This is a genomic window from Kineothrix sp. MB12-C1, from assembly GCF_030863805.1.
GTDB lineage: Bacteria > Bacillota > Clostridia > Lachnospirales > Lachnospiraceae > Kineothrix.
On record NZ_CP132957.1, the window covers coordinates 135,182 to 151,640 of the forward strand.

13 protein-coding genes are annotated in these 16,459 nt (G+C 41.5%); 1 reads left to right on the top strand and 12 read right to left on the bottom strand.

Translation table 11 applies throughout. The features are described 5' to 3' along the window. Window positions 1-6: 6 nt before the first annotated feature. The 10 genes from RBB56_RS00750 to leuC all read right to left on the bottom strand — a co-directional run bounded on the left by RBB56_RS00750 (window position 7) and on the right by leuC (window position 11,407). A complete protein-coding gene (locus RBB56_RS00750; RefSeq protein WP_306720475.1) occupies window positions 7-1,452 on the bottom strand; it encodes a peptidoglycan D,D-transpeptidase FtsI family protein in 1,446 nt (481 codons plus the stop codon). Next, a complete protein-coding gene (locus tag RBB56_RS00755; RefSeq protein WP_306720476.1) occupies window positions 1,433-2,815 on the bottom strand; it encodes an FtsW/RodA/SpoVE family cell cycle protein in 1,383 nt (460 codons plus the stop codon). The genes RBB56_RS00750 and RBB56_RS00755 overlap by 20 nt, the downstream gene beginning before the upstream one ends. Before the next feature lie 30 nt (window positions 2,816-2,845). Beyond that, the gene (locus RBB56_RS00760; RefSeq protein WP_306720477.1) at window positions 2,846-5,122 is read right to left on the bottom strand and encodes a peptidase U32 family protein; all 2,277 of its coding nucleotides are present in this window, start codon (window positions 5,120-5,122) and stop codon (window positions 2,846-2,848) included. 87 nt (window positions 5,123-5,209) lie between these two features. After that, the gene (zapA, locus tag RBB56_RS00765) at window positions 5,210-5,617 is read right to left on the bottom strand and encodes a cell division protein ZapA (RefSeq protein WP_306720478.1); all 408 of its coding nucleotides are present in this window, start codon (window positions 5,615-5,617) and stop codon (window positions 5,210-5,212) included. A gap of 70 nt (window positions 5,618-5,687) precedes the next feature. Then, a complete protein-coding gene (gene ruvB / locus RBB56_RS00770) occupies window positions 5,688-6,686 on the bottom strand; it encodes a Holliday junction branch migration DNA helicase RuvB (RefSeq protein ID WP_306720479.1) in 999 nt (332 codons plus the stop codon). Between the two features lie 36 nt (window positions 6,687-6,722). Next, window positions 6,723-7,331: a Holliday junction branch migration protein RuvA gene (gene ruvA, locus RBB56_RS00775; protein ID WP_306720480.1), complete on the bottom strand. Its 609-nt coding sequence runs from the start codon at window positions 7,329-7,331 to the stop codon at window positions 6,723-6,725. A 59-nt stretch (window positions 7,332-7,390) separates the two neighbouring features. Further along, window positions 7,391-8,371, bottom strand: coding sequence for a DUF4037 domain-containing protein (locus tag RBB56_RS00780; RefSeq protein ID WP_306720481.1), 981 nt, complete (start codon window positions 8,369-8,371; stop codon window positions 7,391-7,393). A 24-nt stretch (window positions 8,372-8,395) separates the two neighbouring features. Further along, window positions 8,396-9,268 carry a tetratricopeptide repeat protein gene (locus RBB56_RS00785; protein WP_306720482.1) on the bottom strand — a complete coding sequence of 291 codons (873 nt, stop codon included), beginning with the start codon at window positions 9,266-9,268 and terminating at the stop codon, window positions 8,396-8,398. Window positions 9,269-9,452: 184 nt separating this feature from the next. Next, window positions 9,453-9,941, bottom strand: a complete 489-nt coding sequence (gene leuD / locus RBB56_RS00790; protein WP_306720483.1) for a 3-isopropylmalate dehydratase small subunit — start codon at window positions 9,939-9,941, stop codon at window positions 9,453-9,455. A 200-nt stretch (window positions 9,942-10,141) separates the two neighbouring features. Then, a complete protein-coding gene (leuC, locus tag RBB56_RS00795; RefSeq protein ID WP_306720484.1) occupies window positions 10,142-11,407 on the bottom strand; it encodes a 3-isopropylmalate dehydratase large subunit in 1,266 nt (421 codons plus the stop codon). Between the two features lie 223 nt (window positions 11,408-11,630). Here leuC and RBB56_RS00800 point away from each other — a divergent pair, with 223 nt between their 5' ends. Next, on the top strand, window positions 11,631-12,548 hold the full coding sequence (locus tag RBB56_RS00800; RefSeq protein ID WP_306720485.1) for a LysR family transcriptional regulator: 918 nt from the start codon (window positions 11,631-11,633) through the stop codon (window positions 12,546-12,548). A gap of 46 nt (window positions 12,549-12,594) precedes the next feature. Here RBB56_RS00800 and mgtA read toward each other — a convergent pair whose 3' ends face one another. Next, window positions 12,595-15,234 carry a magnesium-translocating P-type ATPase gene (mgtA, locus tag RBB56_RS00805; RefSeq protein WP_306720486.1) on the bottom strand — a complete coding sequence of 880 codons (2,640 nt, stop codon included), beginning with the start codon at window positions 15,232-15,234 and terminating at the stop codon, window positions 12,595-12,597. Between the two features lie 139 nt (window positions 15,235-15,373). Continuing rightward, entirely contained in the window at window positions 15,374-16,393 is a 1,020-nt protein-coding gene (ilvC, locus tag RBB56_RS00810; protein WP_306720487.1) for a ketol-acid reductoisomerase, read from the bottom strand. Window positions 16,394-16,459: the final 66 nt, after the last annotated feature.

The following is a 16,459-nucleotide window of genomic DNA, read 5'->3' on the forward strand; positions in this document are numbered from 1 at the left end:
TTGCTGTCATGTTCCAAAATAGGCGTCGAAGATTCTCTTGGCAATAGGCACTGCATAATCGCCGCCGGAGCCGGCGCCTTCTATAATGATAGTTACACATATCTCCGGATTTTCAGCCGGAGCAAATCCGGTAAACCACGCATGTGAATCTTCTTTCACATTATTATATTCTGCAGATCCCGTCTTTCCTGCCGCTGTATAGGATAAGCCCTTTAAACGGGTAGCTGTTCCTTCTTCTACAACGTTTGTCATTAGCTCAGTAAGCGCAGCCGCTTCTTCTTCCGATATTATTTTGCGATAAGAAGAAGGTGCAAACTGTTTCACTACCGTTCCTGTACTATTTTCCACTCGTTCAATCAAGTATGGCCGCATCACATTCCCTTTATTTGCGATAGCACTCGTAATCATATTTAAATGAATAGGAGTCATTCCCGTCGTTCCTTGTCCGATAGCGACCTGCATCATATCTGCATTGGTGGAGTCCTCATTCACTGCAATTCTACTTTTGCTGTAGTTCATCTTCAAAGGGAGTTCCTCGTTAAACATCAGATTCGCCAGAGTGCTTTGAAAGCTTTTTCTGTCTAAATTAAGACCGATATTCGCAAAGGAGGAGTTGCATGATTTCGCAAAGGACTTAACAAGATCCTCATTGCCATGACTCTGCCCATGGTAGCAATTAATCCGGTCCGCCCCATTTGTAAAGCTTCCGGTGCAATTAAAATGATAGTCATGGTAATTACCCGGATTTTCTTTTATATATTCGAGCGCTGTAATGATCTTAAAGGTAGAGCCGGGAGGATAGAGCCCTTGTGTCGTGCGGTTTAATAAAATACTATTATCTTTATCCTCGACCAGTCCATCCCACAATGCCTCAATTTCATTCGGATTAAAATCCGGTTTGGATACCATGGCCAATACCTTTCCTGTGGAAGGCTCTGTCACGATAATCGCTCCTTTATAAACCCCGAGTGCGTTATAAGCCACTTCCTGAAGCTCTACGCTTAACGTCGTATATACACTGTCCCCCGGATATTTTTCCCCGGAGACTTCATTAGCGACCTTGTCGGAAAGGGGCGCATTAGAATTAATCAAATAATAATTCCCCAAGGCTTCCACCCCTGCCCTTCCATTGGTGGAATAACCTACCGCATGAGCGAACAGATTCGTATACGGATATTCCCTCACTTCCCTGCCATCTTCCTGCGTTATTGTCTCGGCAAGAATATCTCCATCCTTTGAATAGATGGTTCCCCTCGTATTTTTGGCAATCAACATTTTCTGCCTGCTGTTATAGCTATTATTAATCAACTCCTGTTTATTGGTCACTGAATAATAACAGATATAAGACATCATACTTACGAAAAGGCCAATGAATAAAATGGTCACTGTTACAATCTGCAAATTTACTTTTTTTCTATCTTTATTTTCATTTTTATTCTTCTTCGTTCTCATCCAAATCCTCGAAATAAGTCACTTTCTGCTTTTTCTTTTTTCGCGCCTTCCGATTCTCCCTCTCCTCATCTCGCTTGATCATACATAGCCCTTCAATAATGGCAAACATAATCAATGTCGTTAAGACAGAACTTCCACCATAACTGATTAGCGGTAACGTAACGCCGGTCAACGGAATGAACTTGCTTCCTCCACCAATCGTAAGAAATACCTGAAAAATATAAGTCACTCCAAGGCCAAAAGCAATCAATTGATAAAATCGATCTTCAAGATTCATGGATATATTCATAAACATAAGAAAACAACTTATGCATATGAGAATCATACACATAGAAAATACAATACCGAGTTCTTCGGCAATTGCTGAGAAAATAAAATCAACCTCCACAAAAGGAATCGATTCCGGCGTTCCCTGAAATAATCCAAGCCCGAACCAGCCGCCGCTTCCGATAGCGAACAGCGATTGTGTAATCTGAAAACCGCCTGAGTCAATCTGACTCCACGGGTCACTCCATGCCTGCACTCTCACTTGAACATGGGTAAACACCTTATAAGCGATGAAAGCAGCACCCGCTCCCCCTATTCCTCCTGCCAAAAGATAGAGCGGATTCTTCGTCGCTACGAATACCATAAATACATATACAATAAAAAAGATAAGAGCACTCCCTAAATCTTTCGATATAACCAGCACAATTACATGAATTCCTGCCACTACGGCTGTCGTGAATACTTCAAAAAAAGAAGATGCTTCATACAATGCGCTCGCTACAAAAAATACAAAAATAATCTTCACAAATTCTGATGGCTGAAACGTCACACCACCGATAGAATACGATATCTTCGATCCGTATGTGGCCGAGCCTAAGATAAGTACTATACCGAGCGCTCCAATGCCGAACAGTGCATAGATCCATGTTAAGTTCTTCAAAAACTTCAACTTATGAACAAAAAAAGGAATGAGCATAGCAACCACAAGGGAAAATGCTACAATCATAAATTGTTTTACCGCTTTTTCATAAGAAATTCTCGTTAAAATGACAAAACCAATACTTAAAAGCATGCACATATTGTTAACGATTAATCGGTTTGCTTTCGGATAAATCAAATGAAAGAGAACGACTGTCGCAAACAATACAATCTGCTGAAAAGCATAAAAAATCAAATAACTCATCTCTCCCGTTTCGAAGCAAATAGCCATAAAACAGGAGAAGTGAATACTTAGCATCAAAAGATTCTGTCTTGTATAAATACCGCTTCGCGCTTCCTCATCCCGATACCGGAATACCGCAAAGCATTCATATGTGTATAAGGCCATCAGAAGTGCAATGACATATTTGGATAATTCCGTTATATATAATTCCATAATTCACCCGTACGCCTAAAAAGCGTAATTTTATTCTACCCCTCGATTGAAATGCCCATTTGTAAATTCCATAAAAGGAGGCTGTAATTGCCCTTTTTTCCTTCCCTTTACAAACTCTTCATAAAAAGTGAGAATATCTTTCGTCTCTTCCTTTGTTTCTGTCGTAAAATCCAAACGAAACGATGAGATTCCAAGACCTTCCAGTTTAGTAAGTCCATTGTGTAATGACATCGGCACTGAATTATAAATTATATTATAACAGTGTCTGCAGTTACAATAAACAGGAAATTCTTTACGATATCTATCCCTTAGGAAATCGGCAATATCCTCATGCGCAGTCTCCGCTCCCGCCAGTCCCTTCCTGCAGCGTCCCATCGTTTTGGTAATGCAGTTGGCAGTTATCATCATCGGAATCCTACCGTAAACAATCTGCGACAGATTTTCATTTCCCACTGTATCTATAAGCCTTGCCGTCTCTTTAAAGTTCAGTTCATAAGGAAGATATCTTTCCTGACAGACATCCATGTAAGCATCATAAGCTTCCTTATTCCAAATGTATAAGTTAGCATCTGAAACAATTCCTTTTTTCCATGAAATCTCCTGCAACCATTGAAGTTGCTCCTGATTACGGATCAATACTCCTGTAAACGGATTTTCTTGCAGCAATCTTTCCATTTGATTTAGAAATAGAGTATCGTAATCTCTTATAACATAAGGCAAAGCCAAATAAATTTCCACATCTTTTTTGAAATTTTCAAGAAGTTTTATGGAATCCTCTTCCATAAATAAGTCGGAAGAAAGATAGATTCTTGCCACTTCGCTCCCCCTTACCGCCTGAAGCTGCCCTTTATTTTGCACAAAGGCGTGCAACTTTGTTTCTGCTTTCCTATTTTCAGTTTTGGGTTGCGCTGAAGTCGTGTCCTCTTTCTCAAAGCTATCTCCGACAGCTTTGATATCCCTGATAGCTTTGATATCCTGTGTACTCTGCGGCCTATTCCTATAAGCAAGCTCATTTCTTTCTCTTATTTTCTCTTCCAGTTCCTCACAGGCTGTGCGCCTTAATTCATTAAGGGCCTTTACCGGAATAAAAATATCGGACTCCATGTCGATATCCATATGCTCAAAGAAAAAAGCTGTATTTCCGCTTTTTATGAGTTGCTTTTTAACACCATCTTCGGTTAAAGGCTGCTTTTGAGCCTTATCTACCACATTTCCATAACTAACAGCCTCTATATCTTTATAAGTAACCGTAAAACGAGCCGGTCGATTCTTGTATAACACTGCTTTCCCTATGATAGGAAGCCTGAAATCGCCTTCTAAATATTCCTGCCTGATCTCCTGCAATACAGCCTCATCCTGCCCCCGATAGCTGGGATTATCCAAAGTTATCATATCCCTGCCATTATGCTTATGATAATATCCTTCACTAATTTCGCTTCGGATATACAAACTGCGTAACTTATCCATGTCGGCTTTATCCACTTGAAATCCTTCTAAGTCTTCCGCATAATATTTATCAATATATTTACGATAAAGTGAAGTTACTCCTGCCACATACTCGGGGCTTTTCATTCTTCCTTCTATTTTAAAGGAATCAATTCCTGCTTCAATCAACTCCGGGACAAGTTCTATGCTGCACATATCTTTTGCGCTGAGGGGATACGTCTTTCCATCCTGCCTCTTTTTGCCTTCTTTTAATTCCACTTCATAGGGCAGGCGACAGGGTTGTGCGCATCTTCCTCTATTACCGCTCCTTCCCCCTAAGATACTGCTGAACAAACATTGTCCTGAATAACAATAACAGACAGCTCCATGGACAAAGGTTTCTATCTCAATGTCCACCGTATCTTTTATTTTCTTAATTTCCGCCAAAGACAGTTCCCTTGCCGGAACAATCCTTTTCGCTCCCAATTTCTTTAAATAGGAGGCACCATAGGAACCCGTCACGCTCATCTGCGTACTGATATGGAGTTCCAGATCGGGAAACCACCTTCCGATCGCATGAAAGACTCCCATATCCTGAACGATTACGGCATCCAATCCTGCAAGATAAAGAGGAGACAGATAATCATATATTTCACCGAACTCCTCTTCTTTTACTAATGTATTTAAAGTTAGATACACTTTGCTTCCATATACATGAGCATATTTTATTGCGCTGATAATATCCTCCCTGGAAAAGTTATCCGCATAAGCCCTTGCACCGAACTTATTGCCGCCTAAATAGACCGCATCCGCTCCGGCATGTATCGCGCCGAGAAAGCATTCATAATTGCCTGCCGGTGCCAATAGTTCTACTTTTTTCATCTTTATACCCCACGCTGATACATTTCTATTTGACTAGAAAAAGCTGCCTTTTCTTAAGACAGCCTGTACGCTACGGTTCTCTTTATATTACTTTTTCGCTTCCTTCAGTTCCATTTCCATACGAATCATCTTCTTGGCACTCTCATTGATTTCTGCTTGCAGACCTTTTACATTCTTCTCTGTATTTTCCAATTTCATCTGCGAAGTAATCAACTCGTGTTTCAAATCATATAGTTCCTTTTCCTTGCTCTGAATCTCTTCTTCTAAAAGGCTGATTTGCTTCTTAGCCTTAAAGTAATCGTCGGCAATGTTAAGCTGCAACAACACATTCTGGGTGTCGGAAGGCTGTCTTCTGAAGCTGTCAACTTTACCATATTCTATCATTTTATTATTAATATAGGATGCTACCCGCTGTAAATACTCTTCACTTTCATAACCGCTTAGCGTGAATACCTTGCCGCCGATAATCACTTCCGTATCCGTTTTTGTTGACATTTTCCCACCCCTTAACACCAAAATATGCCATAATGTGTTCTTAAATTACACAATATTTATTATATAGATATTAAGAGGGAATTTCAAGTCCTAAATGATGATATGCCAAATCTGTCGCCATCCGCCCTTTCGGAGTCCGATTCAAAAACCCGTTTTTCAAAAGATAAGGCTCATATACATCCTCCAACGTTCCTGCATCCTCTCCAATGGAAGCCGCAAGGGTATCCAGCCCTACGGGGCCACCCTTAAATTTATCGATAATAGTCGTCAAAATATTGCGATCGATATAATCCAATCCCATACGATCCACATCCAGAAGATCCAGTGCTGTTCTGGCAACTTCCCCGGTAATAACACCATCATATTTAATCTGTGCGAAGTCTCTCACTCTCTTTAACATTCGGTTCGCCAGACGAGGCGTTCCCCTGCTTCTCCTTGCCAGTTCCTCGGCGCCCTGCTCTTCGATTGCGACTTTTAAAATGCGTGCGGAATGGAGGATAATAAGTTTAAGCTCCTCCACCGTATAAAATTCCAGTCGGTGTATCACGCCAAAACGATCTCTCAATGGAGCGGTCAGAAGACCTGCCCTCGTAGTGGCACCTACCAAGGTAAACTGAGGCAGTTCCAAACGAATCGAACGTGCACCGGCGCCTTTTCCTATGATAATATCGATGGCATAATCTTCCATGGCCGGATAAAGCACCTCTTCCACTTGCCGGTTGAGGCGGTGTATCTCATCTATGAACAACAGATCTCCGGGTTGCAAATTGTTCAAAATAGCTGCCATCTCCCCGGGTTTTTCTATCGCAGGTCCGCTGGTCACTTTCATATTAACGCCCATCTCAGTCGCAATAATCCCCGCAAGTGTCGTCTTGCCAAGCCCCGGAGGACCATAGAACAATACATGATCCAGAGAATCATTCCTAAGCTTTGCCGCGTCGATATATATCTTCAGATTCTCCTTAACTTTAGTCTGGCCGATATAATCGGAAAGACACCTGGGCCTTAAAGAGCCTTCTATTTTCATATCCTCTTCTGTTAAATTCGTTTCGATCATTCTCTTTGCCATTTATATAACCGTATTCCTTCCAAACTCCGGCACTTTTTAATACATCTTTTTCAGCGCCATCTTTAAAATTTCTTCCACGTCCATATCGGGAGTAAGATTGAGTTGCTTCACTGCCTTCAATGCTTCAGCAGATGAATATCCGAGTGCTGTAAGGGCCTCTATCGCCTCATTTCTCGCACTCGTTTCGCCGGAAAAAGCTTCCAGCGCAGATCCATCGGTTCCTTTATCCATAAAGGCATCTTCGATGGAGACCTTGTCCCTCAAGTCTAAAATTACTCGCTCTGCCGTCTTCTTACCGATTCCGGGAGCTTTCGAAATAGCCTTAATATCCGCAGAAATAATCGCAAAGCGCAAATCATCCGCGCTCATAACGGACAAAATGGCGAGCCCGCCCTTAGGACCAATGCCATTAACCGTAATTAACTTCTTAAAAATATCCAAATCATCCTTTGTCAGAAACCCGAACAATAAAAAGGCATCTTCTCTCACATGAGTATACGTATATATCTTCACTTCTTCACCGATTCTCGGAAGGCGTCCTGCCGTTCCTGATGAAATCTTAATATTATAACCGATATTATTCGCTTCCAGAATAAGATTCTCTTCCGTAATATCTACAACTTCACCTATTATATATGCTATCATAATGATCTCTCCTGATTTTTATGTGATAAGTATATCACGGTGAACATATGTTTGCAAGTCTATCCCTCCATAATTTGTAAAGAACGGATATAAGGATCTGCAATGCCTTCCATCAGCTTGGCAACATGATGTTCCAAAAAATTATCTTCTCCCTGAGTAAATCCTTGTGCAACTAGTTCTTGAAGCACCAAATTACAGACTGCCTCTATAATGATTACTTTTTGATCGTTCATATTTAAAAGGTAAAGATAATCCTCTGTCTTTGTTCCCTCCCAGGCACTTGCCTGACTGCCCATTTCTACAAGCAGATTCAAAATATCACCGATTTCCGACAATATGGGAAGGTCTTTCATTCCACGATGCATCCATTTATAAAAAGGAGTATATTTCCTATTCAGAAGATAGACCATAGAAATCGTAGTTTTTATAAATTCCGACAAAGAAAGTTGAGCTGCCACATATTCCCCTCTCTTCATCGCTCTGGCATAATTATATTGTCCTGATTGTGCCATAACAGCCGCCCTTGCCGCTATTTTCTTAAGGCGTACATCTTCCGGATAAAAAGAAAGGAGCTTTTCTCTAATCGCACTGAACTCTCCTAACGGATCCTCAAACACCTTGCCATTTACTGCGAGTCCAAGCCTTGATTCCGGTATTTCCATCCACTCCATCAGGCTATCAGGTGCCTTTTCCATGCCGATCAATCCATAATAGAAATCAGAAATCATATGCACGCCGACCCGTCCTTGTCCTCCTGCGCTAACGATTCGTCCTTTTAACCCCTCGAATTCTGATGGGAGCCTATCATATTCCTCCGACAGTCTGCATCCATATTTCTCATAATCTTCTTTTGTCAGCCAGAGGCAAAAAGATGGACCATAATCATGATCCATAGAAAAAGCATCATCAAATCCAAGGCATTCCGATCCTTGTCCTACCAGGCCTGCCGCTACTTTACCGACTAAATCAGGAAACTTCTCTTCCAGCATCGGTCTTCCATATGCAAAATAATATCTCTCAGCTAGTTCCAAACCTTTCATTTCTTTTCCGCCTACCTCTTGCCTTTACTGCTCCACTTTCAGCCCTTGATAGATTTCCTCAGCTTTTGTACGGTACTGCTGCGCCTTTTCTTCCTCTTTTAGACATTCACAGACCGCCGCACAGTTCTCACAAAGAACTCCATAGCTTTGGTTTTCTCCAAAATGCTTTTTCACTTCTGCCAGCGCTTTTTCATAAGAAAGCAACGCATTCTTATAATCTCCCATACGATAATATGCCTCTCCGACCCCGGCAAGGGCTGCACTGTAATGAGCGTCTGTCTCGTCCCCATTCCCTGCCTGTTCAAAAAGCAAAAGAGCGTCCTTTAACGCCTCCGAAGCGTCCTTAGCCCTGTCCAACTTAAAATATAAAAGAGCTAGATTCGTTAGAGAAGTAGCTTGCTGTACTTCGCTGCCCTCCAGCTTTCTTACGATGGAAAGTGCTTTTTCCGTAAGTTCTATCGCTCCTTCATTTTTATCCATCTGTTCAAGAAGAAGGCTCATATTATTATAGAGGCCTGCGAATCGATAATCATCTTCCGCAAGCAGTTCTTCGTAAATCTTCAACGCCTGTAAATAATAACGGTAAGCAGACTCCAACTCCCCTGCCGCGCGGTAAGCAGTTGCCGTATTCAAAAGAGTAGTGGCGAAATGCTCGCTCGTATCCAGCTGTATCTCTTCCATTAAAAGAAGAACATCCTCTGCGATATCGAACGCCTTTTTATAAGAAGATATACTGCGGTAAAACCCTATCATTTCATTGCCGATTACAATATATCCGGGATAATCTTCCGCTTCCCTGGCCTTTTCCAATTCCCGGAGTAAATAAGGCTCCACCTTATCTATTTCATTTTTTTGAAACAATTCATCCAACTGTTTAAAAAATATTTCCGCATTCATAAATTTTCTTACCTTTCTCTCTGTTTTACCTGCATATTTGGTATTTTAACATATAATGGCACATATGGAAAGAAAGCAAATACAGGGTATATTCTTATGATGATGGAATAAAAATAAAAAGTCTTTCAAGAAACCGGAAGGATCCCGTATCTGAAAAACTTTTTATATCATACATATTTTATTATTACTTATTATTGATGTAATTGATCAATCCCTCAGAAGCAATAATCTTCTGCATGAATTCGGGAAATGCCTGACCCTGGAATTTCGTACCCTTCGTCACATTTGTGATCATCCCTGAATCAAAATCTACTTCCACTTCATCACCTGCTTCAATTCCCTTGGAAGCCTCCGGGCATTCTATAATAGGAAGCCCGATATTAATTGCATTACGGTAAAAGATTCTGGCAAAGGTTTCAGCAATTACACAACTCACTCCGGCTGCTTTAATAGCAATCGGCGCATGTTCCCTTGAGGAGCCGCATCCGAAGTTCTTATCCGCTACAATAATATCACCTTTTTTTACCTTTTCCACAAATTCTTTATCGATATCCTCCATACAGTGAGTAGCAAGCTCCGCTGGATCAGAGGAGTTCAAATATCTTGCCGGAATAATTACATCCGTATCCACATTATCTCCATATTTAAAAACTGTTCCTTTTGCTGATTTCATATATCCCTCCATACTGCCTTCCGGCAGCTTTTTACTTACTATTCAGCCTTCGACTTCCTAGCAACACTTTATGCACAGAAATACTGCTATGCAGTATTTCGCGCTTGCTAAACTCGGGTTTTCTGTGTGCTTTGCGCACAAAAACACCTCGCGATATTGATGGCTGAACTGTTACGCTTTTTATTCTTCATACCGTTTCCTTACTGCAATCTGTCCGGGCTGGAAATCTTCCCTTCGATAGCACTCGCCGCAGCGACTGCAGGACTAGCCAAGTAGATTTCCGATTTCACATGTCCCATACGTCCTACAAAGTTACGATTCGTAGTGGATACGCATCGCTCGCCTTCTGCCAGGATTCCCATATATCCGCCAAGGCAGGGACCGCAGGTAGGTGTACTTATTACCGCACCGGCTTCGATAAAGGTCTTTAAGAGTCCTTCCTCCATCGCCTGCATGTAAATGGACTGAGTGGCAGGAATAATGATACAACGCATCCCCTTTTTCACATGTCTTCCTTCGAACACTTCTGCTGCAATACGCAGATCATCCAGACGACCATTCGTACAAGAACCGATAACTACCTGATCGATCGCCACATCTTCTTTCACTTCATCGATAGTTCTCGTATTCTCGGGAAGATGAGGAAAGGCGATTGTCGGCTGCAGAGCACTTAAATCAATCGTATATTCTTCCTCATAGACCGCATCCGCATCCGCCTCATAAATGGTATACGGCTTCTTCGAGTGTTCCTTCATATAGAGAATGGCCAAGTCATCCACAGGGAAAATTCCATTCTTTCCACCGGCTTCAATTGCCATATTGGCAATCGTAAACCTATCATCCATGGAAAGGTTCTTAATTCCCTCTCCGGTAAACTCCATAGATTTGTAGAGAGCGCCGTCCACCCCTATCATTCCGATGATATGTAAAATGACATCTTTACCGCTCACCCATTTGGACATTTTTCCTATTAAATTAAATTTAATTGCCGCAGGCACCTTAAACCATGCTTTTCCGGTTGCCATCCCTGCCGCCATATCTGTACTCCCCACACCGGTAGAAAATGCTCCGAGTGCTCCATAAGTACACGTATGAGAGTCCGCTCCGATAATAACATCGCCTGCAACAGTAAGTCCCTTTTCAGGTAAAAGTGCATGCTCAATTCCCATTTCCCCTACTTCAAAGTAATTCGTAATGTCATTGCGGTATGCAAACTCACGCATACATTTACAATGCTCCGCCGATTTAATGTCTTTATTCGGTACGAAATGATCCGGCACAAGCGCAATTTTATCTTTATCAAAAACGCTGTCTACCTTCATCTTTTCCATTTCTTTAATTGCCACCGGACTCGTAATATCATTGCCGAGAACTAAATCCAAATCCGCCTCTATCAGCTGTCCAGCTTCTACTTTATCGAGTCCCGCATGTGCTGCCAGAATCTTCTGGGTCATTGTCATTCCCATCACTTCATACCTCCTACAAATATTAATTTTCTATCTTCACCTATAAATTCTTTCATCTTTTATTCAACCTTTTCTATATTGGTGAATTCTTGTAATAATATTATCATAAAAGGGGCATTTTGAAAAATATCATGTATTCATATTTGCAATAACTTGTAGTTATACCCACTAAGTGATACAATTACTAATATTTATTATTTATATAAAAGAAAGGCAAAGAACCATGGAACAAAATCTCAACCTATATCAAATATTTTATGAAGTGGCAAACTGCCGCAACTTTTCTATTGCTGCCAAAAAATTATATATCAGCCAACCTGCCATCAGTAAATCGATTGCAAAGTTGGAAGAACATCTGCATACTGCTCTTTTTCACCGTTCTTCCCGTGGCGTCACCTTAACGACTGAAGGTGAAACTCTCTATAAACATGTGGAAAGCGCTATCCTCTCTCTGCGCTCGGGAGAAGATCTATTAAAATCTGCAACTTCCCAAGGAATCAGTCACCTTTCTATCGGTGTCAGCACGACGCTATGTAAATATGTACTCCTTCCCTTATTAAAAGATTTTATCGCAACCAATCCTAATATTAAAATTACAATATCCTGTCAGTCAACCTTTGAGACCATTGCGGATTTAAAAAGCGGGGCTATCGATATCGGTCTGGTAGGTATCCCCTCAGGGGATATCTCGGAAGCTTCTTTCATTTCCTATCTCCCGATTAAAACGATAGAAGATATTTTCGTCGCTACGGATACTTATTTAGCTCCCTTTCTTCATAAAAATAAAGCGGACTCATATGAATTCGAAGCATTTTTCAAAGAAGCTTCATTTATTATGCTGGACAAAGAAAATATTTCGAGGAAGCATACCGATACCTTTTTGAATGAACATCAATTCACTTTGCATAACATTATCGAAGTGAACAATATGGATCTATCCATCGAGTTCGCCAGAGCCGGCCTTGGCATCGCCTGTGTAATTAATGATTTCGTTAAAGAGGATTTGAAAAACGGAACGCTTCGTGAATTAAAATTAGGACATAAGGTTTCCAAACGTCAAATCGGCTTTGCATATCCATCTAAGATACCGATGACAACATCTATGAATACTTTAATTCAATATTACCAGATGCTTATGTAAAATAAGCATCTGGTACGCAGTGCTTTCTATCTATATGCCGTAAACCCTATAACCATTCTCCAAAACGGCGTATATAAACTACTTTTAGTAACTGCGTTGATAAACAGTACCCCACAAGAAGTATAATAAGCCATGGAGCAAATTCCAACGGCAAACGAACCATATCAAACCCCACTGCCATATCTGAAAAGGCAACTATCAGAGCCGCAATAGCAATGATTGTTGTTGAAGCCATTAATAGTCCGGTGGGCCAACTTTGGATAAACGGAACCTTTGCAGTACGGATCATATGAATAACCAAAACTTGTGATACTGTACCGAATACGAACCATCCGCACTGGAACAATGGGGCATATTTCACACCGTTCGCCCCAATCATCCACCACATTACCAAAAAGCATAGAACATCGAATACCGAACTTAGCGGTCCCATAAATGCCATAAATGATTGAATGGATTTAGTCTCCCATTTGCGAGGTTTCAGTAAATACTCCCTGTCTATATTATCGAAAGGAATACCCATTTGAGAGAAATCACACAATAAGTTCTGCGTCAGGATCTGTATGGGCAGCATAGGTAGGAACGGCAGAAAAACAGAAGCAATAATTACGGAAATCATATTTCCAAAATTGCCGGACGCTGCCATTTTAATATATTTAACAATATTTCCGAATGTTTTTCGCCCTTCTATTACACCTTCCTCTAGTACCATTAAGTCCTTTTTAAGCAAGATTATATCGGCGGTTTCTTTTGCGATATCAACAGCAGAATCTACTGAAATGCCGACATCTGCTTGCCGTAATGGCGGCGCATCATTAATTCCATCGCCCATGTAACCTACCGTATGCCCGTTCGCCTGAAATGCCTTGACCACTCGTTCCTTTTGCGAAGGTGACAACTTCGCAAAAAGATTGCATGTATTAACGGCAGCCAGCAGCGCCGCATCGTCCATTGATTCAACATCTTTCCCTGAAAGGAAATGTTCGGATTCGACACCAACCTTACCGCAAACCTTCACCGCAACTCCTTCGCTGTCGCCTGTTAGAACTACGGTACGAACACCATGCTCACGCAATGCAAGAATCGCTGCCTGTGCGCTTTCCTTAGGTGGATCAAGGAAGCCTACAAATCCTATTAAAACCATGTCACACTCATCGTCTACGCTGAAAACTTCAATACCCGGCACTTCATTTTTCTGTGCTACGGCAATCATACGCAGGCCATCGGCATTATGCTTTTCATAGGTAATTCGAACACGTTTGCACATATCTTCCGTCAATTCAACAATCTGGTCATTCCATTCCACAAAAGAACAAATATCCAGCATTTCATCTACCGCCCCTTTGGTAACAAGCTGGCGTTTACCGCTTTTATCTTCTAAAACCACACTCATTCTGCGGCGTGAAAAATCAAATGGAATTTCATCTATACGCGTATAGGCCGCCAAAACACTTCTAAGGTTATTCTCCACAGCTCGATTTATGATGGCTAAATCGATCAGGTTTTTAAGCCCCGTCTGAAAATGGCTGTTCAGATAGGCGTGTCGAAGAATACGGGCATCATCCTCGCCTGAAGCATTCATATATCTTTCCAATACAATTCGGTCTTCGGTCAACGTACCCGTCTTGTCGGTACATAGAATATCCATTTCTCCGAATGTTTGTATCGCTCCCAGTGTTTTGACGATCACTTGATGTTTCGACATGGAAACCGCACCCTTGGCTAACGTAGATGTCATAATGACCGGCAGCATTTCAGGCGTAAGCCCTACTGCAATTGTAATAGCAAATAGAATCGCGCTGCTCCAGTCGCCTTTGGTAAATCCGTTAATAAGCAGTACTACAGGCACCATGATAATCATAAGACGAATGAGCAGCCTGCTCACCGAATCAACACCGCGTTCAAAACTATTTTTTGCCCTGTCCCCAGACAGAGATTCTGCCATAGAGCCGATATAGGTTTCATTACTCGTGGCCAGAACAATTCCTGTTGCACTGCCGCTCACCATGTTAGAACCCATAAATCCAATATTTTTTATATCAGTCAGCGCATCATCTAAGGCTGAGCGGATGTCTGCAAACTTCTCGATCGGATTGGATTCCCCTGTGAGCGCCGCCTGCGCCACAAATGCGTCTTTTGCTGAAAGGAATCGTATATCCGCCGGAATCATATCTCCCGAAGAAAGACGTACAATATCTCCCGGTACAATTTCATCTATTAAAATTTCAATCTGTTCACCATCTCTCAAGACATCTGCTTTGTTAGAAATCATTTTTGACAGTTTCTCCGCAGCCGCATTCGAACGCTCCCCTTGTACAAAGGCTACCAAACTGGATAAAGCGATTAACGATAAAATAATACTAACGGTTAAATAATCAGGGCGTGAGGAATAAATAACGTCTGTAAATAATGTTATGAGAGCAATGATGAACAACACTATATTAAATGGATTTATAACTGACTCCCTCAGTCGGTGCCGCATGGTATTGTTTTGGCCTGATGTGATTACATTCTTGCCATACTCTTCCTGTCGCTTTTCAACCTGTTCAGCGTTAAGACCGGAGGGCGAAGACGAAAGCGTCACGTATAAGTCTTCCAAACGAAGAAAAGCATAGTTACGCAGGTTCTTTTCGCTTTCATTCTTTCTTTGTTGAAGTTGGACACTGCTTTTTCTTAGAATTTTCATTAGAATCACTCCTTTCATTATTAGGATTCCCATAAAATACAAAGGCAACAAGAAAGCTGCCCCAAAAGGCTGTGCTAAAATAATAATTCATTAATAAATAAGGCATTGTAGGAAATATATTCCTTACAATGCCTTAAGATTAATTATTAATTAATTTGTTACTTTCATTGTTCCAGCTATAAAGGCTGCGAATCTCTTTACCTACTGTCTCAGAAGAATGCTCAGTCGCTAATTTTCTCATGGCTTTGAAATGTGCCTGTCCTCCGGCCTGTGACATATCGAGAAGGAAATCTTTCGCAAAAGTTCCGTCCTGAATATCGGAAAGCACTTTCTTCATTGCCTTCTTCGTATCTTCTGTAATGATCTTAGGTCCTGTAATGTAATCACCATATTCTGCAGTATTGGAGATGGAATATCTCATTCCTTCGAATCCTGACTGATAAATAAGATCTACAATCAGCTTCATTTCATGGATACATTCGAAATATGCATTTCTTTCATCATATCCTGCTTCCACTAATGTTTCGAAGCCTGCCTGCATAAGCGCACAAACACCACCGCAAAGAACTGCCTGCTCACCGAAAAGGTCTGTCTCCGTTTCCGTACGGAACGTAGTCTCAAGAACACCTGCTCTTGCACCACCGATTGCCGCGGCATATGCCAGAGCGATATCCAATGCCTTGCCTGTTGCATCCTGGTGCACTGCCACAAGACTGGGAACACCTTTACCTTCCTGATATTCGCTTCTTACAGTATGTCCCGGTCCTTTCGGAGCAATCATAGTTACATCTACGTCTGCCGGAGCAACAATCTGTCCGAAATGAATGTTGAAGCCGTGTGCGAACATAAGCATATTGCCCGCCTCGAGGTTGGGTTCAATGGACTCTCTATAAGTCTGAGCTTGAAGCTCGTCGTTAATGAGAATCATGATAATGTCCGCTTTCTTAGCCGCTTCCGCTGCTGTATATACCTCAAATCCCTGCGCCTGTGCTTTTGCCCAAGATTTAGAACCTTCATAAAGACCAATAATGACATTGCATCCCGATTCCTTTGCATTGAGTGCGTGTGCATGTCCCTGGCTGCCATAACCAATCACGGCAATTGTTTTCCCATCTAAGATGGAAAGGTTGCAATCTTCCTGATAATAGATATTTGCCATTTCTTTTTCCTCCATTAAATTAAGTAATTTAAAATAATTTTATAACTGAAAGGGTTCTTCCCTAAG